This window comes from Priestia sp. YIM B13486 (assembly GCF_042787865.1).
Lineage (GTDB): Bacteria > Bacillota > Bacilli > Bacillales > Bacillaceae_H > Priestia > Priestia megaterium.
In genome coordinates this window covers 658,080-682,824 of sequence record NZ_JBHZOZ010000003.1, presented here as the reverse complement: position 1 = coordinate 682,824, position 24,745 = coordinate 658,080, and the positions used below count along the sequence as shown (strand labels likewise).

The following is a 24,745-nucleotide window of genomic DNA, read 5'->3' as shown; positions in this document are numbered from 1 at the left end:
GTAAAAGATAATAGTGTTGACTGTTATTTTTTATGAATTTTCATATAAAACAAAGCTTTTGTGGGCTATAATGTGCGTAAATACAGCAAGCACACTTGTACTTAAAAGCATCAGGAGGCTTCCACCAATTACAGCTCCTTGAATCGAAAAGATGTGCGCAGCCATGCCGCATAAAAAAGTCATGATAATGATCAGAAATGACTCAAGCAGTCCATATATACTTCCTACTCGACCCATCATGTCAACGGGAATACTGTTTTGATAAAAGGTTTGAAAACCAGCACTTGCAAAAGCTAACGCAAAAGATAAGCTAAAAAATCCTGCTCCGATAGTTTGAAAAGAAGAGGAACACGCATACAGCAAATAACCAAGCGACACCCCTACACTGCCGGCGCCTATGAGAAAGTTCGTCGACAGCTTCTTAGCAAACAGTGTATTCACAACTGCTCCAATCATAATGCCAGCTCCTGCTATGCTTAATAAAAATCCGTATTCGCTTTCGGACAAAGGAATGACTTTTGTTGCAAATGAAACTTCAAGAGAATCAATTGCCGTGGCCATGACCATTAAGAAACTGAATAATACATAAATGGTGATAATGTATCTGTTGGCTCTACTGAAACGAAACACCGCTTTCCAATCTTCTCGAATGGTGTTTACAGACAGCTTATTTTCTTTAACTTCTGTTTTTGTATCCAGGTCCGGCATAAACAAAGTAACCACTCCTGACAATACCAGCGCTGCAGCAGTAGCATAAATGGCAAACGCAGGCGTTCCAATCATAAATAGCGCACCTGCTGCGGCTGGCCCAATAAGAAAACCGCCTGAGTCAATCAAACTGCGCAGCGAATTAAATCTTTTTCGTTTTTTACGTGGAATAAGCTTTGTGATATAAACCATCGATGCTGGCCGAAACATTGAACTTGCCATACTGATGACAAATACCAGCACATAAATGATCAGTATAGATGAGAAAAACGGAAAGCAAGCAATAATCCCCGCGCGCGTCCAATCTAAAAACATCATAAGCTTCCGTTTGTTCATGCGGTCAATTAAGCTTCCAGACCATATATTTGTACATAGCGCAGCAAGCGGCTTTATCATGTATAGCCCTGAAACCGCAAGCGGCGAATTCGTCATATCAAGCATCATGACATTTAAAGCAATTAAATAAATCCAGTCCCCGATATTGCTAATGCCAATTCCAAACAGTAATAAACACGGGTATTTCCAAGACAACAGCTTATTTTTCATAAAAGAAAGGCCTCCGCTTCACTATTGATTTCGATCAATAAAAAAATCCCACCCCCAAGACATTTGTCTTAGGGGCGAGATTATGAATCGCGGTGCCACCCTAGTTTGTTCATATGTCGCCATATAAACCTTATCGAGTACGGCTTTCGCTTATACTCTAGCTTTGTAACGGAAGCAGCCGTCGCACTATCACGTTAGATCCAATGCGCTGCTCAGAGGCTTGTTTCAACAGCGTTTTTCTTGCTCCTTTTCAGCTTCCGGAGCTCTCTGCTAAGAATACGCGCTGTCTACTTTTCTCTTCACGGCATTTAATTTCTAACATCTTACCATTATTATCTATTTTTTTGCAAATACTTTATTTCAAAATCATTTTTTGCGGCTGAGAAAAGAATAGTCGATATCCTACGTATACAAAATAAATGATGGACGCCACCAGCACGATTCCCCACATATTGTACATATCCTTATTTTCCCATACGCCTGTTAGTGAAAACAGCGCTGGAATCGTCAACGTCACCCACGACTGGACAATCGCCACTTTCCCCACATATGCAGATACATCTTTTTTGCTCGTATTAAGCACATAAAATAAAAACCATAAAAACGACCAAAGAATCCATGTAATGGCATTAACTACGTCATGATAGTGAACAAGAGAAACCGTAACGTACACTAAAGCGATAATGGATACCCAAAGCGAGTAATAGCCAAGTCCTGTTCCCTGCATTCCCTTTAATACAGTCACCCCTACATACAAATACGTAAGGCCAAATAAAAAGATTGCCGTTCTTTCATACAAAATCCAGTTGCTTTGATCTGACGTAATAATTAAATAAAACGGAACAATAACTTGAAAAGCTCCAACAAATAAGTTAAATACGCCTACGTTTTTTTCATCTGCTTTTCCAAGCAGCATCAGTCCGTTTAAAAATAAAGCTGCACCTGACAGCAACAGTCCAATTTGATCCATTTTTCAGTAAGAAAAGCCCCCAGCTTTTCTTGTCCTCCTCTGCGTCGATGTTTTTCTTTAGGATGTGCGGAGTTGTAGTTTACATGTAAAAAAGAAAAAGCAATTCCTTTTGAAAAGGAAACTGCTTTTCTTTCTGTTTCTATTACACTTATAAAATGAAGCTGACAACAATTGCTGACAGTACGCTTACAAGCGTAGCTCCGTACAGTAAACGAAGACCAAAGCGCGCTACTGTATTTCCTTGCTTTTCGCTTAAGCCTTTAACAGCTCCTGACACGATTCCAATTGATGAGAAGTTAGCAAATGATACTAAGAATACAGATACAATTCCAAGCGTTTTAGCACTGAATGTTGAAGCCATATCCGATAGGCTCATCATTGCCACAAATTCATTTGTTACAAGTTTTGTTGCCATAATTCCACCCGCTGCCACAACTTCTGAAGCAGGAACACCCATGATGAATGCAAACGGTGCAAACACATAGCCAAGAAGATGCTGGAACGATAGACCAAATAACATTTCAAACACGTTATCAATCGCAGCCATCAGCGCAACGAAACCAATTAGCATCGCACCTACGATAATCGCTACTTTAAATCCATCCATAATGTATTCGCCAAGCATTTCGAAGAACGTTTGCTTATGACCTGTTTGTACCTCTAAAATATCTTCTTGATCCGTTACTGTGTAAGGGTTAATGATAGAAGAAATAATAAATCCGCCAAATAAGTTAATAACGATTGCTGTTACTACGTATTTTGGTTCAATCATTGTCATATAAGCACCGACAATTGACATTGAAACAGTCGACATAGCTGATGCACAAAGCGTATATAAACGATTTGGCGGCAGTTTGTCTAGTTGCTTTTTAACAGTAATGAATACTTCTGACTGACCTACAATCGCGGAAGCTACTGCGTTATAAGACTCTAATTTTCCCATTCCGTTAATCTTGCTGAGAACTAAGCCAATCCATTTCATAATGAACGGAAGGATTTTAAAGTGCTGTAAAATCCCAATCAAGACAGAGATAAAAACGATCGGAAGTAGCACGTTTAAGAAAAACGGCATTGATCCTTTATTCGCAATGCCTCCAAATACGAACTCTACTCCTTGGTTTGCGTATGAAAGCAGCTTTCCAAAAACGCTGGCAATCGCATTGATAATAATCAAACCAAACTTTGTGTTAAGAAGTAAAGCTGATAAAAGAACTTGAATCACAACCATAATAACGATTGGTTTATATTTGATTTCTTTACGGTTATTACTTGCAAGATACGCTAATCCAAAGACAACGAGTAACCCTAAGATGCCAATTAAATATTTCATAGTATCCTCCACTGCTTACTTATTTTTGTAAGTCTTTTGATGAAAAATAGCCCGGTAAGATTTCGTTGATGTTGGTAATCACAAAATCTCCTTTTAGGTTTGCTAAGATAATTTGTGTGTGATCATCACAGAACTCAGCTAATACTTGTCTGCATGCGCCGCAAGGAGAAATTGGTCCGTCCGTATCTCCTACAACTGCAATAGCTGAAAACTGTTTGTCCCCTTCTGAAACAGCTTTAAAGATTGCCGTTCGCTCAGCACAGTTCGTCAATCCATAGGAAGCGTTTTCAATATTGCATCCACGATAAATCTTCCCATCGGTTGTTAAAAGAGCTGCACCAACATGGAAGTGAGAATATGGTACATGTGCTTGTTTGCTTGCTGCGATTGCTTCATCTATTAATTGTTTTGGCTCCACAGTCATCATCCTTTGCTTAGTTTACAGCAGGTTAGTTAGTACTAACCTGCTGTCATTTATTAATAATCAGAGTTGCTTAATTGACCTTTTGCAATTGATACGCCAGAGCTTGCACCAATACGTGTTGCACCAGCTTCAATCATTGCTTTTGCATCTTCTAAGCCTCGAACGCCTCCAGAAGCTTTTACACCTACATCTGGTCCAACCGTTTTTCTCATAAGCGCTACGTCTTCTACCGTTGCGCCTCCTGTAGAAAAGCCCGTTGACGTTTTAACAAAATCAGCTCCAGCTTTTACAGCTAGCTCAGAAACTTTTGCTTTTTCTTCGTCTGTTAAAAGAGCTGTTTCAATAATTACTTTTACTAGCGCTTTGCCTTTTGCAGCATCTACTACTGCTTGAATGTCGCTTTGCACTAAGTCATAGTTTTTATCTTTTAACGCGCCGATGTTGATTACCATATCTACTTCATCTGCACCGTTTTCGATTGCATTTGTTGTTTCGAATGCTTTTACTGCTGAAGTAGTAGCTCCAAGAGGGAAACCGATTACCGTACATACCTTCACTTCTGGAGCATCTTTTAATAATTCAGCTGCTTTTTTTACCCACGTTGGATTTACGCAAACTGAAGCGAACGAATATTCTTTTGCTTCTTGTGCTAAAACCGTAATTTGCTCTTCTGTTGCATCTGCTTTTAATAATGTATGATCAATAATACCCGTAATGTTTTGACTCATTTTGTTCTTCCTCTCTGTCTCTTAATGAATTTCTTTATAAATTAACGTTGGAGCTTCCACTTTTTCAGCGACCGTGCTGTAAGAATCATAAACGATATCCATTACTTCCTGTACATCTTCGCTGTTGCTGTGGATTGTAACAAGAGAATCGCCTTTTTTCACTTGGTCTCCAACTTTTTTATTAAGCATGATACCAACTGCTAAGTCGATTTCAGATTCTTTTGTTGCACGTCCTGCACCTAGCTTCATTGCTGCTACGCCGATTTTTTCTGCAACGATTTCTGAAATGTAGCCATCTTCTTTTGCTGGCACTTCAATTTTGTGCGCTGCATCCGGTAATTTAGACGGATCGTCTGCCACAGAAGCGTCTCCGCCTTGTGCGCTTAAGAATGTTTTAAATGATTCTAATGCTTTTCCGTTTTTAATTACTTCTTGAAGCATTGCACGCGCTTCATCTAAGCTGTTTGCTTTTTCAGCAAGTACAACCATGTGACTTCCTAATGTTAAGCAAAGCTCCGTTAAATCTTCAGGACCTTGGCCTTTTAACGTGTCGATCGCTTCTTTCACTTCAAGCGCATTACCAACCGCAAAACCTAGAGGCTGGCTCATATCTGAAATGATGGCTTTTGTGTTTCGGCCTACGCCTTTTCCGATTTCAACCATTGCTTTTGCTAATTCTTCAGCGTCTTCAAGCTTTTTCATAAACGCGCCGTTCCCAGTTTTTACATCCAGGCAAATGGCATCTGCTCCAGCTGCAATTTTCTTACTCATAATTGAGCTTGCAATTAACGGAATCGAATCAACCGTTGCTGTTACATCACGAAGCGCATAAAGTTTTTTATCCGCTGGCGTTAAGTCTCCGCTTTGACCTATAACGGCAATTTTATTTGTATTTACTAAACGAATGAATTCTTCGTTTGTAATTTCAACGTGGAAGCCAGGCACTGCTTCAAGTTTATCAATCGTACCGCCAGTGTGTCCTAAGCCGCGGCCAGACATTTTAGCAACCGGTACATCAACCGCAGCTACTAAAGGTCCTAATACAAGTGTTGTTGTATCACCTACGCCGCCTGTGCTGTGTTTGTCTACTTTAATACCTTCAATTTTTGATAAGTCGATTTGATCGCCTGATTCAACCATTGCTTGCGTTAAATTTACGCGTTCTTCCTGCGTCATTCCTTGAAAGTAAATTGCCATCGCAAATGCCGATAGCTGATAATCAGGTAAATCCCCTTTTGTATAACCTTCGATAATAAAATCGATTTCTGCTTTATTTAATTCATGTCCATTACGTTTTTTTTCAATTAAGTCAACCATTCTCATGACGTTTTCCCCCTAAAAGTATCTGCATATTGTGCATCCACTAAAACGTTTTCAACAACTTACACCCTTACTATATAATAGCTTTGAACAATTGTAAACAGATATATTTACATTTGTTCAAAAATATTTATAACTGCTGTTTTAGTGAATAAAAAAAGACTTCCGCATTCGGAAGTCTTCCCTTATTTTTCAGCTTTTATCACAAATGACAACATGATTCGGTACTTATTCTTTACCTTTTTATAAGGAATTAATACATATGGCTGATCAGGGGGTGTAAATTGTTCAATTCCTTTTTGATTAGCATCAGGAGAAAAGTAAATTCTTCCCCACTGTTTAATGATGTAGCCCGTGGTTCCTTTGGCAATCATTCCGTCTTTTGAAACGTCTGGTTGAAAAGGATACCGGTTTCTCTGTGCCTGCAGAGATGACGCCGAATAAGATACAATATCTTCTACTATTTCAATACGATGAAGCTTTTGCTCTTGAAAAAACAGCGTCTTCATCTCCCTTACTCTTGTTTATCTAACAAAAAGCGCGCAGTGAACTGATCAGTAACGAGCACATTTGCAAATTTCCCTTGCAGTGCTCCGTAAATGCTGTCAATTTTCTGATCCCCGCCCGCTACTAAAATCGCGTACTCTTTCTTCTTCAGTTCCTCCAAATCAAGTCCTAGCGTCCGTTCATCCAGGCTTTCATTGCAAATTTGTCCATCTTTATCAAAAAAGCGTGAACAAATGTCTCCTACGGCTCGCGAAGAAATCATCTCTACATCTTGCTCGGAAAAGTAGCCAAGCTGAAAAAGCAGCGAATCGGTTTTAATGGGTCCCGTAGTAAAGACGGCAATATTGGCTTGTTTGCCTAAATCTAAAATGCGCTTAATATGACGATCCGTTTCCATTGCTTTTTTGACTACCACGTGATCGACAATTACAGGCAAAGGAAGATGCATAGGAGGCGTATTGTATGCCTTTCCAAATAAGTACATAATTTCAGAAGCATACGTGCTCGTTTCCGAATGGCTTACTCCGCCTTTTAACTGCACAACCTGCACGTCATTCACATACTTTTGTTTTAAATCGATGGCCACTTGATAAAGAGTTGTTCCCCACGTCACCCCAATAATATCTCCGTCTTTTACGATGTCATAGAGATAGTCAGCTGCTGCCACGCCTAGATGACTTTTAATAATGTGATTTTCATATTGAGGCACCGGTGTGACGATTGCTTTTTTTAAATTGAATTTTTGTTCAAGTTGAGAAGACAATTTTTCACTATTGATAGATGAATCCACAATTTTAATTTGAACAATGCCTTCTTCTTTTGCTGTCTGCAGCAATCGAGAAACCGTAGGCCTTGATACACCAAGCTTTTTTGCAATTTCACTTTGATTATAATCAAGAATATAATACATCCTTGCCGCTTCAATCACTTTATTAAATTTCTCTTGATCCATCTCCATCGACTTGTTCTCCCCTACCTCATGAATTTCTTATCCCAATTTTACCAAACTTATGTCTTTAGTTTACTTGTTTGGTGAACAAAATTTCAAGAGGGGATTTTGTAACTGGGTTGAAAAGAGAAATACTAAGGAAGGACGGTGACCAATTTAAGATAACAAAACACGGGTCTACACTTCTTCTGTTTCCACTAAATAAATCCGATCATCAAACTTCCCGCGCTCCCTGGCCTTCTCTTCACGCACTTTCTCAAGTTGTTCTGGCGTGGCCCCGTGCACAGCTGCTAGCGCCTGCATAACTTCCAGTAAATCCGCGAGCTCTTCAATTGCCTCCTGATGCGTTTGGGCTTCTACGTACTCTTGAAGTTCTTCTTTTGCCTTTTTCGTCAGCTCATGTTGATATTCCTCTCGCTGGAGCACGCGTGATTTGAAGGTTTTTCCGCTTTGTTCAATAATCGTGGGAATTTTATCTCGCACTAGCTTGTTATAAGTAGGCATTATTTTTTCCTCCATCTCTTACCTTTCTAGTAAACTAGTATTTTTCAAATTCTGCTTGATTTCCGTTAAACACATTTACATCAATAAACGTTTCTTTACCTTTATAGCCGCTTAACCGCCCTTTGTCCGTATACTGCCAAAACGCCCATTTCTTCTGTTCTTCAAGAGTAGGCTTTTTCACAACATCGCGAATCCAAATATCACACTCAGGATATCTGTTTTTAATATACAAGTTATACGCTTTAGGCGTCGTATAAAGAATGACGCGCTTGTCATAATGAGATTCAAGATGTTTAATCATGCTAGAAAGCTCCTTGTATACATGTTTCTGAGACGGCAGGCTTTGTTTTTTATCTCCGTAAAATTCTACATCAATCACTGGAGGCAAATCATTATTTTTAAGAGAGACCGCTTTGATAAAATTAGCCGCTTGTGTGGAACCTTTGCTATCGTAGCTAAAAAAGTGATAAGCTCCGATCCGCATGTTTTTCCGATTTGCTTGTTCCCAGTTTTGTTTAAATAAAGGATCTTGAAATGAACTTCCTTCCGTTGCTTTGATAAAAGCAAACTGAATATCTTGTTTACTCAGCACACTCCAATCAATCTCCCCTTGATAAGAAGATACGTCTACGCCTTTTACATCATAGCGGTTGGCACTTATCGCATTAGGAATTACCCATCCTTTACTCCATAGTAAAAATATAAAGCTTACAAGAGCGACTAATATGAGTCCTGCTGTAAAAAGTCTTTTGTTTTTTCGATTGGCTTTGCCTATTATGTTTACCCCCTTTTTTAGAAAATACTTCTAATATCCTAACATAAAAAGGATTTTCCAAAACAATATAGCCTCCAAGTCTGTGGTATTAAATACAAAAAACCACCTAAAAATCAGGCGGCTTTTCTTTTATGCTGCGTCTTCAGATGGCTCGTTATCTTTGGCTGCTTCTATAAGTAAGAAAATAGCCGTTAAAATATGCATAATCATGCCGACAATTGGAATCCACGCAATAGCAGAACAGACAATTCCCATGATATGCCCTGTCCGAACTTTGTTTGTTTTAATCGCAAATACTAAACCTACGACGTGCAATGCGAGCATTAGAATAAGCGGCGTGTAGGCTAGGCTTATAACCAAGGTGCCGCCTAGGAGGGGAATCCCCCAAAGAGCCTCTAATCCTCCGCTGACCCATTTCAATATACGACTTGTTTTTCCCAATGTATCCTCCCCCTTTGTCTTCAATGTATGCACAGAGGTTTTGTTTCTGAACAGTTGTATATGAAAAAAGCGGCAAAAATACGTGTACTAAAAATAAATCGATAGTCCCGTATAAAGATACGTTTTTATACGGGGCTAGTGTAATAGTGGAAAATGAATGAGAGGAAAAAGACGTGGTTTTACATTTAATAACGAGCAGCTCTTCGTGAAGAGAACGAATTAAACATAAACAAAAAAGCCGAACTCAAAATGTAAGCTCGGCTTTTTCTTATATAACAAATAGAAGTATTATAAAATGTTTTTCGTATTAGTGTTCTCGACTCTTCTCAAATTTTTCAACAGCTTCAAAATCAAGCTCGGCTGATATCCAATCACCTTTTTCCGGGAATTCTAGATTGCGCACGACTATTTTATTCGGCACCTTTTTTTCTAAAATTTTCGCCTGGCAGTTTTTGTACATAACTACTTCTCGTTCTTTGATATCTGTCCACAACAAGTGCAGGACCCCTTTCAACTTTAAGAAGTTAATATTTCGAAACACCGTTTTACATTTTATTATATTTCTTTTGATTTGTTAATTTCTTTGTCTTGTTTTTTATAAAAAAATATTAAAACACATTTCTTCTAATACAATATACCCAAAATATCTTTTAATCCTTAAACATTTATGTTATATTTTAAAAATTGTATTACAAGTTTTTATTTTTGTAGAAAAAATCAGAACGGCTGATGCGCAAAAAACTTTGCTGTTGTTGTAGCAAGTTTTTTTATTTTTGCCTTTCCGCCTATCCTCTTTTCTTTTTTTCCATATTTATAATGGACATATGGATTCGTCCTAATACGTAGGAAGGCTTGAAAATCCAAAAATATCTTAACATAAAGTCATGAAGCTGTTCCGCTAAAAATATAGTTGAATCTACAAATGCTCTACCGAAACAGCTAGCACCCTCTATCCATACAAAAGACTGCTTTTACCGCGTTTATCTTTTGTAGAGATATAAAAGGCTATCTTCCACTATTAAGAGGCCGCAATTTACTCGCTGGGAAGTAATACATACTAATAGAAGTGTTCAGAAACAAAATAAACTTTACTCTTGATATCTTGCTATAAAATAAATAATAACAACACAATTTGAGGTGCCAACAATGAACGTATTAACAAACGCTATAATTATCTTATTAGCTTATTTAATTGGGTCCATTCCTTTTGCTTTAGTGATTGGAAAGGGCTTTTACAAAACCGATGTTCGCAAGCACGGAAGCGGTAACTTAGGAGCCACTAATACCTTTCGTACTTTAGGAAAGAAAGCAGGTATTATAGTGTTGATCGGCGATATAGCAAAAGGCTCGCTAGCTGTCTGTTTACCGCTTATGATGAATAGTCACTTGCATATGCTTGTCCCTGGATTTATTGCTATTCTTGGACATAGCTATCCGATTTTTGCAAAGTTTAAAGGAGGAAAATCTGTAGCGACTGCCGCTGGTGTATTCCTTGCATTTTCACCATTAGCTTTCATTCTAGGGATTCTAGCTTTTTTAATTTCTCTCAAAATTTCTAAATACGTATCCTTGTCTTCACCTATTGGGGCATTGGTTGCCTTTTTGGTATCACTCTATATAGGTGATGTAGTATTGATGGTATTTGCAGCCGTTATTTTTGTTTTTATTACATGGAAGCATATTAAAAACTTCAAACGCATTAAATTAGGTACAGAACCTAAGGTTAATTTTTAAACGTACTAAAGTTAGTAATTTTTAAATGGTGTTACCAAAAAGGTGTTCATGCGTTGAACACCTTTTTAATTATTTTAGTATGTCTTGTCCCAAGATAGACGTAAATTATGAAATTTCTTTAAAAATGCTCTTGATTATAGACTAAACAATACATTTCGCTGCTTCCTATATCTCATTTTGTAATTTGATATTTACTATTTAACCACCTTAAAACGATGAGTGTTACGGCACCAGCAGCTAAATATAAGAAACCTCCAACTTCTATTACATACCCAAAAGGTGGAATAAGCTTTGGTAAAAAAACCATCCCGGCAAGAGAAATAAAAATTAAGACAAAGAGTAGAAAAAAGTCCTTAATCTTATTCGAAATTTTGTAAACAGATTTTTGTATCCATTTTAAAAGCAGAAAAACATCAAGAGAAATAATAGCTGCAACAATAACAAAAGTGACGATTGCTGTTCCGATATAAACAGTCTGGCTGCTATCCTTAACATAATGTACAACGATATTTCCTATCCCGCTTACTATAGCCATCAAGCTTGCTAGCTGTAACAATAAAAAGCTTATAAAAAAAGCAGTGCTTTTTAAGGGTTCTTTAGGTAACTGTTTAATCATTTCATCACAGTACGTCTTAAGGTTTTCTCCAAACACCTCTTCAGCACGCTTCCCTTCCGCTTGTGCGTCAATAAGGTGATCTAAAAGCTCCATCAATAATTCTTCAGCCTGCTGTTCAGAAACTGACACACTCGTTCGAATGTAAACAAGCATATTATCATAGTACTCTTCATTTTCCTTGGTCAGCTCTTTTCGCTTCTTATTATTTAATTTAATTAATTCCTTAGCGTTCATCTTAAAAACTCCTATTCAACAATTTATCTACAGGGTTTTGAATGTTGATCCATTCCTCTTGGATTTCACATAATGCGCTCTCACCAGATGCCGTAAGATGATAGTACTTTCGTTTAGGACCCGAAGGCGATGCTTTCATTTCTCCCTTTATTAATCCCTCCTTTTGAAGACGTAGTAAAATTGGGTAAATCGAACCTTCACTCACATCATTTAATCCATATTGTTGAAGCTTCTGGGATAGCTCATAGCCATAAACCGTTTCTTTTTGAATGATTGATAAGATACACCCTTCTAAAATTCCTTTTAACAATTGACTTCTCAAAGACATATTGATTTCTTCCTTTTCACTATCTTGTTATACAAGATACATTTTTAAAGTAAAGCTACCTTGCAAGACAAGATAGCTTTATATCACTCATAATAAACTATTTATGGTAAACGATCAACCATTTATTTACTTTTTTTCATTAAACCACTTAACATAGTAATCTTTTTAGTAAATTTGAATAAATAAATGAAACCTTTCTTCTCTACTAACCGTATACCTATCATGCACGTATTAGTTAAAGGAGGAAGACTTGTGCTAAAACGAATTTCACTGTTTATTTTCGTTAATATTTTAGTATTAATCACAATCACAACGATTACATCTTTATTAGGTGTTCAAAGCTATATGGGAAGCAGCGGTTACGGCGGCCTGCTGGCATTTAGCGTAATTGCCGGCTTCAGCGGCGCGATTATTTCTCTTATGATGTCACGCGTGATGGCAAAGTGGATGATGGGTGTTCAAGTTATTGATGAACGTTCTCCTCAAGGTGAATATGAACGATTTGTTTTAGAAGAAACGCATCGACTTGCATCTGTTGCAGGATTAAGAAAAATGCCTCAGGTCGGAATTTATCATTCAGCGGAAGTTAACGCTTTTGCAACTGGGCCAAGTAAAAGACGCTCGCTTGTTGCCGTTTCAAGCGGAATGCTTGAACGAATGGACCGCGATGCGATCAGCGGCGTTATCGCTCACGAAATAGCGCATATTAAAAGCGGGGATATGGTCACAACTACGCTTCTGCAAGGAGTATTAAATACATTCGTTATTTTCTTCTCTCGTTTAGTAGCCAAAGCGGTGTCAAACTTTGTGCGAGAAGAGTTTGCGATGGTTGTTTATTTCCTTACATCGATTGTATTTGAGATTCTCTTTAGTATCTTAAGCAGCCCAATTATCTTCTGGCATTCAAGAAGACGTGAATTCAAAGCCGATGCGCTTGCAGCTAAACTCGGTGGTAAAGAAAAAATGATTTATGCGTTAGAATCGCTTCGTCATACTACTTCATTAGTAGATGACCGTCAAAAATCAATTGCTGCTTTTAAAATTAGCGGCAAAGAAAAGTTCTCACGCTTATTCTCTACTCACCCGCCGCTTGAAAAACGCATTGAGCGCTTGCATTCACTATAAGCATAAAAACCAGCTTCTTTATAGAAGCTGGTTTTTTATGTTATGACTGAGGAGCAAGCACACGTGTAGTTTCCCACAGCAAGACGCCATCTTGATTTTTTGTTAATTCAACGTATCCTTCTTTCTCTAAATACGTAAGCTGGCCGTACACTTCTGAGAAAATAAAGTCCGGTGCTTTTTGATACATATCCGGGAAAAAAGCTGCGCTGACTTCAAGCGTTGTTTTTTTTCCTTCACCCATTACTTGTAACACGCGCAGGGCCCATTTATGCTGCTTTTGAATACGTTCCATAATTAAAGAATGAATGTCACCAAGCGGTTCACCATGTCCGCTGTAGATCAAATCAATGTCGTAGTTTAACGTTTTTTCAAGAGACGCCAAGTAGTCCAATAGCGGCGTTGGCTTAGGATTTTGAATGGTTGGCTCTAAATATGGATTTGACGGTACTTTTGGCAAAATATGATCTCCGCCAAACGCGACTTTTTCTTTTCGATTGTAAAACATCAGCTGACTCAAGGAATGTCCCGGCGTTTCAATCACTTCCCAATCACTGGCATACGGAAGTGTATCTCCTTCTTTCAAATACCCTGCTAGCTTCTGTCCTTTAGGTGAATATACTTGAATTGCAGCCGTTGCTTTACGAAGCCATGTATCCATTACATCATCACTGACTCCAAACTCCATAAGGAAATTACGGTATAACTCATTATGCTGCTGAACAAACTCTTCATCTTGGTAAATCCAAGGCTCCACAAGCTTATGACCGTAAACCGGTATATCACTCGGCAGCCATTCTAAAAATCCAGTGTGATCCGGATGCTGATGAGTAAGAATCACTTGTTCAATGTCTGTTACTTTATATCCTTCTTTACGAAGCGCCTCTTCAAAAACATTCCACGCTTCTTTGGTTTTCATACCTGCATCAATTAACGTTAACTTGTCTGCTTTTAATAAAAACACATTCACTGGTCCAATTGGAAATGGCGTAGGCAGCTCAATGCGTATTACCTTATGATCTAAACTCATTTTACCAAACCCCTATATCTGCATTCTTTTTACTGCTTTATACTGTTAAACGTTTTATTCTTTTAAATAGTCAATTTCCTGCTAACTTCTACCTTTTGTAAAAGTGTGCTGAGCCTCAATAATTGGATGACTCTTTGTACTCGTACAAACATTTTACATAAACTCATACTATTAATAGTTTAGCAGGTTTGAAGACAAATTGATAAAGGAATGCTTTCCAGTGTACTTATTTAAAGCAAACGAATGATTTATCAAACTAAGAAAGTAAGATAGAATAAAGAGATGGAATGATGATATAAGGAGTATAGTTTATGATTAAAGCAATTTTTCTTTTTATTTTAGCAGGTCTTGCTGAAATTGGCGGAGGCTATCTGATTTGGCAGTGGCTGCGCGAAGGAGCATCAAGCTGGTTAGGACTTCTGGGCGGTATTGCTTTGGTGCTGTACGGCGTCATTGCTACGTGGCAGTCGTTCCCGGACTTTGGACGTGTATATGCAGCTTACGGCGGTATTTTTATTGTTTTAAGCCTGTTTTGGGCGTGGTGGGTTGATAAAAAAATGCCCGATACATATGATTGGATTGGCGGACTTGTGTGTCTACTTGGCGTAGCCGTTATGCTTTGGCCAAGAAGTTAAATGATAACGCAGAAAGCGGCAGAATACATGAATTCTGCCGCCTTTTATTTTTTTAGATAAATACAGCTATATTGCCAGTTTATGCACTTACAAAAAAGACAACCCCAAGGTTGTCTTTTTCATTACTTCAACTCAGCCCATCTTTTATCTAATGATTTTAACAGCTCATCTTCAGATGTTTGGCCGCCGATGTATTCTTGTACATCCGCTCCAAATTTTTGCGTTACGCCTTCAGGGAATTTTGTCCATTCCCAAGGAATCGTTTTTTGATCCTTAGAATATTTAAGAAGTTCTTCGCCTAAAGGACCGATGTCTTTTGCTTCGATTGACTTAAAGGCTGGAATGTACTTAAAGTCTTCTACTAACGCTTTTTGACCTTCTTTAGATGTAACCATCCAGTTTAAGAAATCTTTGGCTGCTTTTTTATCTGCCGCTGGCGCTTGCTTGTGAACAACCCAATTGCTTGGAACGTCGATTGCAAGCTTGTCAGATACAGCTGCATCATCGCTTAACGGCATAGGCAAAATGCCTACATCCATGTTCGGCGTAATTTTATCAAGCATTGGCTGAATCCAGTTTCCTTGCTGAATCATCGCTGCTTCACCGTTCGCAAACTTCGTTACTTGCGTGTTGTAGTCCGTCGTTAACGGATTTCTGTTTCCGTATTTTACCGTTAAATCAAGCAGCTTCACATACTGTTTGAACTGCTCGTTTCCTGCGATTTTCGTACTGCCGTCATTTAGCCCTTTAATAAATGCATCCGGATCTTTTTGACTAGCAAATGGAATATTTAAGCCGTGGTTTCCAAGCACCCACCACTCGCCGTAGCCGATAGAAAATGGCGTAATACCGGCAGCTTTCAGCTTTTTAGCCGCTGCTTCTAATTCTGAATATGTTTTTGGAAGTTCTTTGATGCCTGCTTTTTTGAACAGTTTTTTGTTATATGTAAATCCATAGCCTTCAAGACTGATTGGCTGTCCATATACTTTACCGTCCATCGTCATTGGTGTAAGTGTGTTTTCGTAAGCGTCATCAATCCAAGGCTGATCGGATAAATCTTCTAATTTATTTTTCCACGTTTTTGCCTCTTGATATCCCCCGTTTGTGAAAAGGTCAGGTGCATTCCCCGACGCAAACTGCGCTTTTAAAGCAGCTGCACCGTCAGCTCCTCCACCAACCGTTTGGATATTAAACTTTACGTTTGGATGTTCTTTTGTGTATTGATCAGTTAGAGCTTTTAGCTGATCAGCAATTTCTACTTTTCCTTGGAATACATCTACTACTACTTGATCTCCGCCGCTTTTTTTATTACCCGATGCGCTTTCGTTTGAACACGCGGTTGAAAATAAAAGCGTAGCCGATAAAACACCTGCCGCTAAAGGCCATTTTTTCATTTTAAATGCCATTTTCCGTTCCTCCCTATGTGCTGCTGATTTTGACGCCTCAGCATCAAAATCAGCCCTGTTGCCGTTTCTATTATTTAATTGAACCGCTTGTAATTCCTTTAACAATGTGTTTTTGCATTGCAAAGAAGAAGATTAATAGCGGGATAATACTGATCACAAGTGCTGCTAGTGCTAAATCCCACTGCTTTGTATACTGACCAAAGAAGAAGAATGTCGCAAGCGGAATCGTTCTTAGCTCAGGATCTTGCAGAACAAGAGACGGAAGTAAGAAGTCATTCCAAATCCATAGGCTGTTTAAGATAACTACGGTTACTGTAATTGGTTTTAACAACGGGAACACAATTCTCCAGAATACGCCTAGACGTGAGCATCCGTCGATGATTGCGGCTTCTTCTAGCTCAACTGGAATTCCTTTAATAAATCCGTGGTATAAGAAAATCGTCATACCAGAACCAAAGCCTAAATACATGATCACAATACCCCAGATGCTGTTTAACAGATTTAAGTTTCCTGCTACTTTTACAAGTGGAATCATGATGGATTGAAACGGAATAACCATTGCCGCTACGAATGCCATAAAGATAATGCTGCTGATTTTTTTCTTTGTTCGAACCAGCATGTAAGCTGCCATTGAACAGAAGATGACTAGAACTGCGTTACTAATGACTGTAATGATCAGCGAGTTGCTAAGCACTTTTAAGTAATTCATTTGGTTGAATGCATTAACAAAGTTTTGAAACTGAATTGTTGTCGGCAGCGCCGATGTGTTTGACAAAATTTCTGCAAATGACTTCAGTGAGTTTGAAAGCACGTAATAAAATGGAACCAAGAACACTAGTCCAAGCAGGACTGCTAAAATTTCAACAATAAAGGTTTTGCTCGTATATTTGTTTCCCATCACGATTCAACCTCCTTCTTCTTGGTGTATGTTACTTGAATAATTGTAATTGCTGCTACGACGATGAAGAAAATTAAGGCTTTTGCTTCACCTAGACCGTATCTGTTATTAACAAATGCTTCTGTATAAATGTTAAGCGCTAACATTTCTGTTGATTTAAATGGACCACCGTTTGTTAATGATAAGTTGACATCAAATACTTTGAATGACCATGAAATCGTTAAGAATAAACAAACCGTTACTGCCGGTGCTACCATTGGAATTGTAATGTGACGAAGAATTTGCCATCTGCTTGCTCCGTCAATTTTTGCTGCTTCAATCAGCTCTTGCGGTACGTTTTGCAGTGCTGCTGTGTAAATAAGCATGATATAACCCGCTCCTTGCCATACACTTACAATCACGATGCCCCAAAATGCTGTTTTTGCGTCTCCCAACCAAGGAAGTTCAAAAAGCGAAATTCCCGTGATTTGTCCGATAGATGCAAATCCTTTTACAAAAATGAACTGCCATACAAATCCTAGTAAAAGTCCGCCAATTAAATTCGGCATAAAGAAAACCGTACGTAAAATGTTTCGTGTTTTTAACATTTGAGTAACAAGGATTGCTAACACGAACCCCACCACATTCGTTAAGATAATCGCAACGACCGTATATTTTGTTGTGATCCAAAACGACTGCTGAAACTGCTTATCTTCGGTGAACAAGTACTTAAAGTTATCAAGGCCCACCCAGTTAATCGTGCCGTTTACTCCGTTCCAGTCTGTAAATGAGTAATAAATCCCTGTAAAAAATGGTATAAGTACAATCACACAAAACGCTAAAAGTGCGGGCCCTACAAATAGAGCAAACAAACCTACATTTTTCAAATTTTTACGTTTTTTCGTATTAATAGATGGTTCTCTTTTAAGTTCTTGCTCTAAAGGAACATATTCTGTCTCCTGTAATTTACTTTGGCTATTCATCTTACTAGCACCTCCCTATGTCTTATTTTAGCGAAATCAGTTATTTATGAAACCGCTTTAATTGACGAGTAGGGTGTAAAATATTGACCTTTGTGCAACATTTTCTCCCTTGTGCACATTTTACGCATTTTTTTAAAGTATGCATGAAAGAAAAGCTAGAAGTGGACGACGTATCTTCTTATCTTATACACTAGAAAAAAGATGTAGTTGGGAGGAACATACGCATGACAGCCAAACGAGCGTTAATTACGGGTGCCAATTCTGGAATGGGGCTGGCCACAATGATTGAACTAGCTAAAAAAGGATTCGAAGTCATTATGGTATGCCGAAATGAAGAAAGAGGAAATACGGCTTTAGAAGAAGCGAAGCGTCAAAGCGGATCGGATTCCATATCTCTTATGACCTGTGACCTAGGTTCTCTTGACAGTATCCGGGCTTTCAGTGAAGACTTTACGTCTCGCTACAGTGTACTTGATGTGTTGATTAATAACGCGGGCGTGGTGACAATCAAGCGTGAAACAACACAAGACGGATTCGAAATGATGCTTGGTGTCAATCATTTGGGTCACTTTTTGTTAACTAATTTACTTTTAGATCTGCTGAAAAAATCTCAGCAAGGACGCATTATAAACGTTGGGTCCGGTGCTCATAAAGCTGGAAAAATAGACTTCAACAACCCTCACTTAACAACAGGATTCGGAATATGGCGAGGATACTCTCAGTCTAAATTAGCGAATAATTTATTTACGGTCCATTTAAGTAAAAAGCTAAAAGATACTTCTGTAACCGTAAATTGCCTACACCCCGGTGCAGTCTCTACCGCCATCGGCGTTAATCGTCAAACAGGTTTTGGAAAAAGCGTTCACGCCGTGCTTCGCCCTTTCTTTTTAACACCTCTTCAAGGTGCCGAAACAGCTATTTATTTAGCAGACAGCCCTGAAGTGACGCATATTAGCGGCGCTTATTTTTATAAAAAACGCGTTACGCCCCCTTCTTCAAGAGCAAAAAATGAACGGCGTGCGGAAGAATTCTGGAACTGGAGTGCACGCGAAGTTGGCTTATAATGTAGAATAAAAAAAGGTCAGCTTTTCAGCTGACCTTTTCGTATTAGAAAAACGTTAGTCCTATAGCAAAAATAAAGCCTGATACAATTAAGGTCGTCACGCAGTAGCCCATTATATCGCGTGCTCCGAGCCCTGCGATAGCTAGTGCGGGCAGTGCCCAAAACGGCTGCGCCATATTCATCCATGCTTCTCCGTAGGCAATGGCCATCGCAGCGACTCCCGGATCTACGCCGAGCTGTTCAGCTGCCGGCATAATAAAAGGTCCTTGTACAACCCAGTGTCCTCCTCCCGACGGAACAAAAAAGTTCACAACGCCAGAACTTAAAAACGCAAGAAACGGAAATGTCGTTTCATTTGAAATCGAGATAAATGCGTTCGTTAGCTTCCCGCCTAATCCCGATAGCTCCATCATGCCTTGAATACCTGCGTAGAATGGAAACTGAATCACAATCCCGGCGGTTCCTTTCGCAGCATTAGAAACGGCATTCATATAGGATAAAGGCGTGCGGTGAAGTAAAATACCCGTTGTAAAAAACAATAAGTTCACTGTGTTAATATCCATTTTAAAACCGTTTGTAGCAAAATAATAAATTAAATATGAATACCCAAGAAACGCAATCGTCAGACTTAAAAACCTGCTGTTCTCCATGCGTACAGCAAATGTTGGCTTAGAAGAAGTTGTCTCAACAACTGTAGCCGGAGCCATTTCATCTTCCGCCAACAGTCTTGGATCAATTTCTACCACTTCTTTTCCCGTCGGCATCATCAGTCTTGTCATAATAGGAAGGACAATTAATAACCCGAGGGTAATAAATAAGTTGTACCCTGTAAAAATCGTGTCTGACAGCGGAATAAGTCCAGCCGTTTTTTCCATTGGGTTTCCAGGTGTAGCAGCGACAAGAGGAATCGAACCCGACAAGCCTCCGTGCCATGTTAAAAACCCTATGTAAGCACAGGCAATTAAAAACCGGTAATCAGATCCCGGCACGCGTTTCGCTACTTCTTTCGCAAACAGCGCACCTACAATTAAGCCAAACCCCCAGTTAATCATACAGGCCATAGCTGCGCCGAGCGTGACAAGAATTACCCCTTGTGCCGGAGTTTTGGCTAACAGTGCTATGTTCACAAGCCACTTCTTTACAAGCGGCGAGCTGGCAAGCGCATGTCCCGTGACAAGCACTAAGCTCATTTGCATCGCAAATGCTAAAAGGTTCCAAAAGCCACTTCCCCAAAACTGAACCATTTCAATCGGCCCGTGAGGAGTAAAAACAATACCTGATACAAATAAAATCAGCGTCAGGATTAAAGCAAATACAAACGGATCAGGTAAAAAACGCTGCACAAGCGTCGTAAAAAAATTAGATAACGCTTTCATTTTACTCCTCCTTTACAGGAATGCTCCTGTGAATAAATGTCGACAAGCATCTTTAATTATACATAATTTGTTGAAAATTGTTAATATTTAGTTTAATGTAAAACCCTTCTGCTTTCCAGAAGGGTTTTACACACTAAACGTTTGAATAAGAGTTGGCTCTCCGTCAAGTTCAATTTTCTTTTCTTGAAAGGGAATATGTAAGCTTTCATAAATATGTTTCCAAAATGAAATAGCCCGCTTATTGCCTGCAAGCTCAATAATCATATACGTTCCTTTTCGATGAGAGAAAATGTCTTTTACCGTTTCAGAAGCAATGCCCTGCTTTCGGTATTTGTTTAAGATAAAAAAATCATTGATGCAGTAATCTGCTTCTTGCTGAAGTGCGGGCTGTTCAAGAAGTAAAAAAAAACCCATCAGCTTATCATCTGCTTTAATAAAGTATGGCGAGAGGCCTTCTACTTTCCAAAACAGGGGCAGCTCTTCAAAATGAAAAGCTCCATCTTCGCGAATATCTAAAGAAGGTGTATACGCAGATAAATCATGGAGATAAAGAGAATACAAATTTTGCAAAACGCCCGCTTGGCTTTTAGGTACTTTTTCAATCGTAAGCATTCTTAGTTCATCTCCTTCTTTTCCTATCATAAGGGTTTTTTGTGAAAGTTTACAGTAAAAATGTTTGGGGCAGAGTAAAGATAGATAGTGAAACAGCTCTTTTTCATTTTGTGGATAAATTAAATGCAAACAAAAAAACGATCATCTCCGGTACTGTACGCTCCGTCTGATAATCGTTTTTTATGTTTTGTTTGCTGATGCTGAAGTTTTTCCTTCTTTGTTTTGGTTTTGCGCGTTTCCATGTCTGCAAATATAAACAGGCTGCGGTTTAATTCTGGATTTCGCTTTCCTTCACGCGTCATTTTATCACGCATTTTTTTTGTTTTTGACTTTGCCATGTAACTTCCTCCCTATATAAACGATGTATACATATCTTACTGCTTTTTTATAAATTGTCAAGTGCAGAAGCACTGATGTGTTAACAGTGCTTCTGTATAGTCAAGACTCTTTATTTTTCAGCATATCATCTAACTTTTGCTCCATTCTCTGAAGCCTTTTTTCATTTGCCCCTTGCTTTTGAATCAGCCTTTTTAAGCCTATAATAAATGCGATAATAACTCCTGCTCCTCCTATAAGGATCAGCAGCATAAGAATTTGAAAAATAATATCACCTATATTAACCATAGTTCCACCTTTTATCTATTTTTTTACATTGTATCATTTATTTGGATGTATATTGCTTTATTTTATAAAAAAAGCTCTCAGTGCTGAGAGCTTCATTTACTATCTTCATCATAAACCGTCCACTTTTCCTGTTTGATTTGATTGGAAACATCAATCAGTTTATTTTTTACTCGATCCTTTTCCGGGCCTGTTAAAGGCGTAGGTCGGTAGTCGTTTCGTGCTGTTGTGGAAGAAATACGGAATGGAATGACGTTGATGTCTTTATTCGTCGTTAGCTTTCCATCTTTAATCGTAAATGTCTGCTGAAATACAAATGTATCTTTATCACTTGGATTTTTGTTTCCGCCAAACATAAAGTTTCCTAAGCTATAGACAATAAATTTATTTTTGTACTCTTCAATTCCTTGAACAACATGAGGATGATGACCTAAAATTAAATCTGCTCCGTTATCAATTGTATATTTCGCCAATGCTTGCTGCGCTGTATCAGGAATATAGTGTCGTTCAGACCCCCAGTGGAAATGCACAATGATAATTTTAGCTCCTTTTTCTTTTAAAGACTTAATTCCGTCTTTAATCTGGCTTCTTATTTCTTTGGTGTCATCCCAGCCCGGATATCCAAGCAATCCTACTTTGACTCCTTTTACCGTTGTGATGTATGTATCTTCATAGCCAAAATAGCCTATTCCGCTTTTCTTTAAGTTCTCTCTTGTATCATCATATCCTTGCTGCAAATAATCACGTGTATGATTATTAGCTAAGTTAACGGTTTCAATACTTCCTTGTTTTAAAATATTCACAAAAGAAGGATCACCTTTAAAACGAAATGTTTTACTTGCTTTTTCGGTCGCCTTTGTCAGCGTCGTTTCTAAATTAACCGTTGTTAAATCATCTTGTTCAAAAATCGACTTTACATTTTGCGTAAAATATGGAAGGCCATTTCTTGCCGCTACGTCATTAAAAGTAGAATCATAGCTGAAGCTTTCATCATTTCCTAAAGTAAAATCTCCCGCTGCGCTAATTTTAATGGTTGTATTAATGCCCTCTTTTTTTTCTTTTTTTGTCGCTTCTTCTTTAGATTTTACAGCTTCTTCTTTTTTCTGCGGTTCAGAAGATGTTTGTTCTCCTGCTCCTCCGCACGCTCCTAGTAAAAAACACAAACTTCCATAAATAACAGCTTTTTTTAAATACTTATTCATGTAACGTTAAAACCCCTTTTTACGTTTTAATAACTGTGTTTGGACATGGTGTTTAATGTACATTTCGCCAAATACATACAATCTTCCTGTTATATCGGCAAAATAAGTGAAATTTTTATAAAAAAAAGGAAATTCCTATCTTCTTTTTGAGTTAAAACAAGAGGTTTTTTTAATACAAGCGCTATAAAGAAAACTGATGATCTTTGATAAACGTCAAGGAATTTACAAAAATATAGAGGTTTTCAAAGATCACCTAAAATAAAAAACCTCCTTTGCTCATGCAAAGAAGGTTTTATCTAAACTTAACAAATCGAATCATTAGATTTAGGGTTTTTGAGTCCAAATATCGGTCGGATAAATAGTGCTAAGCCTGTGCCAAGCATCGCCATAACCATCCATACCCATCCATGAAGACTAAATGAAGCAATGCCGCCAAAGTAAGCGCCGATGTTACAGCCAAAAGCAAGACGCGCACCATACCCCATTAAAAGGCCGCCAACAACAGCTGCTCCCGCAACTCCGGGCTTAATCTTTCCTGGTTTGAACGTCCCTTGCGCCGTCGCTGAAATGAAGGCCCCTAGTATAATCCCAAAGTTTAACACGCTGGTAGAGTCTGCTAGCACACTTTGCGTTAGCGCTTCTCCATTTGCACCTTGGAAAAATCCCCAGCTCGATACATCTATCCCGGCTGCCATCATGGCTTTTCCGCCCCATAATGCAAAAGCAGAAGTGATTCCCCAAGGGTTTCCTCTTACAGCAAGCGTCAATGCATTTAATACTGCCAGCACAATCGCTGCTGTGAATAGAGGCCAAGAGCCTCGAATAATCTTTTTCCACCCTTTTGTAGTAGGAAGCTGTTTCATCATAGGCGGATTTTTCTTTTTAGCAATTTGAATCGTAATCCAGTAAATCGCTGCGAACGCGATAAGCTGTATAATCCAAGCTCCAAAATAACCAAGACCTGTCGATTCAGCTAATGAGATAGGGGGAAGCGAAGGTTGCTTTTGCCAAAATGGCAAATGATACGCCCCAAACATAGAACCTACAATAAAGGCTAAAAGTGTTAAAATCATAGAAGAAGAACCTCCGCCTAACGAATACAGCGTCCCTGAGGCACATCCATTTCCTAACTGCATGCCAATTCCAAACATAAACGAACCAACTATCACGCTTACTCCTACAGGTGAGACATATCCTTTTGGCGTTACCCCTGTAAAGCTAAAGCCTGTACTTAAAATAATAGCAAACAATGTTGACGCAATTGCAAGCATAAGCATATGCGCTTGCAAGCCTTGAACATTGCCGACAGATACAAGGCGGCGAAATGCTGATGTAAAGCCAAAACGTGCGTATAGAAGCGTCATCCCTAACGCTAGGCCGATAATAAATAAAACACCTTGCGTCCAATTAGTCGTGAGCACAATCGCAAGAAATAAAATAACTGCTGCTATAACCCCTCCTGCAAATAATGGCTTTTGCATAGGACTTAATTCTGTTACAACAGTAGTAGGCTTTGATTTATATGATGAGTGCAACGTTTGCGACACATCATCCACTCCTTTTCTGATAGAAATACTAAGAATTAATATTTATCATCTTATAGCACTTCCCTTCTTCTGTAAACTGTTTAGCAAAATGAAAGTGAATTGTTTATTTTTTAAATATTCTTACCTTTAGTCATACAAAAAGCAGAAGTTTCTATTC

The 24,745-nt window shown here is 38.6% G+C and carries 28 protein-coding genes and 1 other annotated feature; of the genes, 4 read left to right on the top strand and 24 right to left on the bottom strand.

All coding sequences use genetic code 11. The annotated features are described in order from the left end of the window. Positions 1 to 30: 30 nt before the first annotated feature. From ACFX4G_RS11960 to ACFX4G_RS11905, 12 genes are all read right to left on the bottom strand, one after another. On the bottom strand, positions 31 to 1,254 hold the full coding sequence (locus tag ACFX4G_RS11960; RefSeq protein ID WP_377574822.1) for an MFS transporter: 1,224 nt from the start codon (positions 1,252 to 1,254) through the stop codon (positions 31 to 33). Positions 1,255 to 1,321: 67 nt separating this feature from the next. Continuing rightward, positions 1,322 to 1,566 (bottom strand) — a binding site (T-box leader). A 43-nt stretch (positions 1,567 to 1,609) separates the two neighbouring features. Further along, positions 1,610 to 2,224 carry an AmiS/UreI family transporter gene (locus tag ACFX4G_RS11955; RefSeq protein WP_377574819.1) on the bottom strand — a complete coding sequence of 205 codons (615 nt, stop codon included), beginning with the start codon at positions 2,222 to 2,224 and terminating at the stop codon, positions 1,610 to 1,612. Positions 2,225 to 2,372: 148 nt separating this feature from the next. Beyond that, the gene (locus tag ACFX4G_RS11950; protein ID WP_013083603.1) at positions 2,373 to 3,554 is read right to left on the bottom strand and encodes a NupC/NupG family nucleoside CNT transporter; all 1,182 of its coding nucleotides are present in this window, start codon (positions 3,552 to 3,554) and stop codon (positions 2,373 to 2,375) included. 19 nt (positions 3,555 to 3,573) lie between these two features. Then, a complete protein-coding gene (locus tag ACFX4G_RS11945) occupies positions 3,574 to 3,972 on the bottom strand; it encodes a cytidine deaminase (RefSeq protein WP_013057475.1) in 399 nt (132 codons plus the stop codon). Between the two features lie 59 nt (positions 3,973 to 4,031). Next, complete coding sequence (gene deoC, locus ACFX4G_RS11940; RefSeq protein ID WP_013057476.1) at positions 4,032 to 4,706, bottom strand: deoxyribose-phosphate aldolase; 675 nt, start codon at positions 4,704 to 4,706, stop codon at positions 4,032 to 4,034. A 21-nt stretch (positions 4,707 to 4,727) separates the two neighbouring features. Continuing rightward, positions 4,728 to 6,029, bottom strand: a complete 1,302-nt coding sequence (locus tag ACFX4G_RS11935) for a pyrimidine-nucleoside phosphorylase (RefSeq protein WP_097825086.1) — start codon at positions 6,027 to 6,029, stop codon at positions 4,728 to 4,730. 182 nt (positions 6,030 to 6,211) lie between these two features. Then, complete coding sequence (locus ACFX4G_RS11930; RefSeq protein WP_097825087.1) at positions 6,212 to 6,535, bottom strand: hypothetical protein; 324 nt, start codon at positions 6,533 to 6,535, stop codon at positions 6,212 to 6,214. A gap of 5 nt (positions 6,536 to 6,540) precedes the next feature. Then, positions 6,541 to 7,485, bottom strand: a complete 945-nt coding sequence (locus ACFX4G_RS11925; RefSeq protein ID WP_026106623.1) for a DNA-binding transcriptional repressor DeoR — start codon at positions 7,483 to 7,485, stop codon at positions 6,541 to 6,543. A 174-nt stretch (positions 7,486 to 7,659) separates the two neighbouring features. Further along, positions 7,660 to 7,986 carry a nucleoside triphosphate pyrophosphohydrolase gene (locus ACFX4G_RS11920; RefSeq protein ID WP_162214441.1) on the bottom strand — a complete coding sequence of 109 codons (327 nt, stop codon included), beginning with the start codon at positions 7,984 to 7,986 and terminating at the stop codon, positions 7,660 to 7,662. 34 nt (positions 7,987 to 8,020) lie between these two features. Continuing rightward, positions 8,021 to 8,761 carry a GH25 family lysozyme gene (locus tag ACFX4G_RS11915; protein WP_080781705.1) on the bottom strand — a complete coding sequence of 247 codons (741 nt, stop codon included), beginning with the start codon at positions 8,759 to 8,761 and terminating at the stop codon, positions 8,021 to 8,023. A gap of 129 nt (positions 8,762 to 8,890) precedes the next feature. Beyond that, the gene (locus ACFX4G_RS11910) at positions 8,891 to 9,202 is read right to left on the bottom strand and encodes a hypothetical protein (protein ID WP_043982736.1); all 312 of its coding nucleotides are present in this window, start codon (positions 9,200 to 9,202) and stop codon (positions 8,891 to 8,893) included. Positions 9,203 to 9,509: 307 nt separating this feature from the next. Then, positions 9,510 to 9,698: a hypothetical protein gene (locus tag ACFX4G_RS11905; protein ID WP_225049418.1), complete on the bottom strand. Its 189-nt coding sequence runs from the start codon at positions 9,696 to 9,698 to the stop codon at positions 9,510 to 9,512. A 650-nt stretch (positions 9,699 to 10,348) separates the two neighbouring features. Between ACFX4G_RS11905 and plsY the strand changes: the two genes are divergently transcribed. Beyond that, the gene (gene plsY, locus ACFX4G_RS11900; RefSeq protein WP_043982735.1) at positions 10,349 to 10,936 is read left to right on the top strand and encodes a glycerol-3-phosphate 1-O-acyltransferase PlsY; all 588 of its coding nucleotides are present in this window, start codon (positions 10,349 to 10,351) and stop codon (positions 10,934 to 10,936) included. 172 nt (positions 10,937 to 11,108) lie between these two features. Here plsY and ACFX4G_RS11895 read toward each other — a convergent pair whose 3' ends face one another. Both ACFX4G_RS11895 and ACFX4G_RS11890 read right to left on the bottom strand, forming a co-directional pair. Beyond that, a complete protein-coding gene (locus tag ACFX4G_RS11895; protein WP_097825091.1) occupies positions 11,109 to 11,786 on the bottom strand; it encodes a DUF1129 family protein in 678 nt (225 codons plus the stop codon). A gap of 1 nt (position 11,787) precedes the next feature. After that, positions 11,788 to 12,114 carry a PadR family transcriptional regulator gene (locus tag ACFX4G_RS11890; RefSeq protein WP_097825092.1) on the bottom strand — a complete coding sequence of 109 codons (327 nt, stop codon included), beginning with the start codon at positions 12,112 to 12,114 and terminating at the stop codon, positions 11,788 to 11,790. A 252-nt stretch (positions 12,115 to 12,366) separates the two neighbouring features. Between ACFX4G_RS11890 and htpX the strand changes: the two genes are divergently transcribed. Then, positions 12,367 to 13,239 carry a protease HtpX gene (gene htpX, locus ACFX4G_RS11885; protein WP_043982731.1) on the top strand — a complete coding sequence of 291 codons (873 nt, stop codon included), beginning with the start codon at positions 12,367 to 12,369 and terminating at the stop codon, positions 13,237 to 13,239. A gap of 40 nt (positions 13,240 to 13,279) precedes the next feature. Here the strand turns inward: htpX and ACFX4G_RS11880 are convergent, their stop codons facing one another. Then, entirely contained in the window at positions 13,280 to 14,266 is a 987-nt protein-coding gene (locus tag ACFX4G_RS11880; RefSeq protein ID WP_043982729.1) for an MBL fold metallo-hydrolase, read from the bottom strand. Positions 14,267 to 14,577: 311 nt separating this feature from the next. Here ACFX4G_RS11880 and ACFX4G_RS11875 point away from each other — a divergent pair, with 311 nt between their 5' ends. Then, on the top strand, positions 14,578 to 14,901 hold the full coding sequence (locus ACFX4G_RS11875) for a YnfA family protein (protein WP_162214445.1): 324 nt from the start codon (positions 14,578 to 14,580) through the stop codon (positions 14,899 to 14,901). A 122-nt stretch (positions 14,902 to 15,023) separates the two neighbouring features. Here ACFX4G_RS11875 and ACFX4G_RS11870 read toward each other — a convergent pair whose 3' ends face one another. The 3 genes from ACFX4G_RS11870 to ACFX4G_RS11860 form a co-directional block, all read right to left on the bottom strand. Beyond that, complete coding sequence (locus tag ACFX4G_RS11870; protein WP_323618320.1) at positions 15,024 to 16,307, bottom strand: ABC transporter substrate-binding protein; 1,284 nt, start codon at positions 16,305 to 16,307, stop codon at positions 15,024 to 15,026. Positions 16,308 to 16,377: 70 nt separating this feature from the next. Further along, positions 16,378 to 17,205 (bottom strand): carbohydrate ABC transporter permease, encoded by an 828-nt coding sequence (locus tag ACFX4G_RS11865; RefSeq protein ID WP_013057493.1) that lies wholly within the window; start codon positions 17,203 to 17,205, stop codon positions 16,378 to 16,380. Then, complete coding sequence (locus ACFX4G_RS11860) at positions 17,205 to 18,167, bottom strand: carbohydrate ABC transporter permease (protein ID WP_013057494.1); 963 nt, start codon at positions 18,165 to 18,167, stop codon at positions 17,205 to 17,207. The genes ACFX4G_RS11865 and ACFX4G_RS11860 overlap by 1 nt, the downstream gene beginning before the upstream one ends. Before the next feature lie 224 nt (positions 18,168 to 18,391). Between ACFX4G_RS11860 and ACFX4G_RS11855 the strand changes: the two genes are divergently transcribed. Further along, complete coding sequence (locus tag ACFX4G_RS11855) at positions 18,392 to 19,231, top strand: SDR family oxidoreductase (RefSeq protein ID WP_377574812.1); 840 nt, start codon at positions 18,392 to 18,394, stop codon at positions 19,229 to 19,231. 43 nt (positions 19,232 to 19,274) lie between these two features. Here ACFX4G_RS11855 and ACFX4G_RS11850 read toward each other — a convergent pair whose 3' ends face one another. The 6 genes from ACFX4G_RS11850 to ACFX4G_RS11825 all read right to left on the bottom strand — a co-directional run bounded on the left by ACFX4G_RS11850 (position 19,275) and on the right by ACFX4G_RS11825 (position 24,588). After that, the gene (locus ACFX4G_RS11850) at positions 19,275 to 20,606 is read right to left on the bottom strand and encodes a TIGR00366 family protein (RefSeq protein ID WP_377574809.1); all 1,332 of its coding nucleotides are present in this window, start codon (positions 20,604 to 20,606) and stop codon (positions 19,275 to 19,277) included. Between the two features lie 126 nt (positions 20,607 to 20,732). Next, positions 20,733 to 21,218: a GNAT family N-acetyltransferase gene (locus ACFX4G_RS11845; protein WP_377574807.1), complete on the bottom strand. Its 486-nt coding sequence runs from the start codon at positions 21,216 to 21,218 to the stop codon at positions 20,733 to 20,735. A 119-nt stretch (positions 21,219 to 21,337) separates the two neighbouring features. Further along, positions 21,338 to 21,556 carry a hypothetical protein gene (locus ACFX4G_RS11840; protein ID WP_377574804.1) on the bottom strand — a complete coding sequence of 73 codons (219 nt, stop codon included), beginning with the start codon at positions 21,554 to 21,556 and terminating at the stop codon, positions 21,338 to 21,340. 100 nt (positions 21,557 to 21,656) lie between these two features. Continuing rightward, positions 21,657 to 21,842, bottom strand: a complete 186-nt coding sequence (locus tag ACFX4G_RS11835) for a DUF4083 family protein (RefSeq protein WP_097825097.1) — start codon at positions 21,840 to 21,842, stop codon at positions 21,657 to 21,659. 92 nt (positions 21,843 to 21,934) lie between these two features. Next, complete coding sequence (locus tag ACFX4G_RS11830; protein WP_377574800.1) at positions 21,935 to 23,041, bottom strand: CapA family protein; 1,107 nt, start codon at positions 23,039 to 23,041, stop codon at positions 21,935 to 21,937. A 302-nt stretch (positions 23,042 to 23,343) separates the two neighbouring features. After that, positions 23,344 to 24,588, bottom strand: a complete 1,245-nt coding sequence (locus ACFX4G_RS11825) for a YeeE/YedE family protein (RefSeq protein ID WP_098248237.1) — start codon at positions 24,586 to 24,588, stop codon at positions 23,344 to 23,346. Between the last annotated feature and the right edge of the window lie 157 nt (positions 24,589 to 24,745).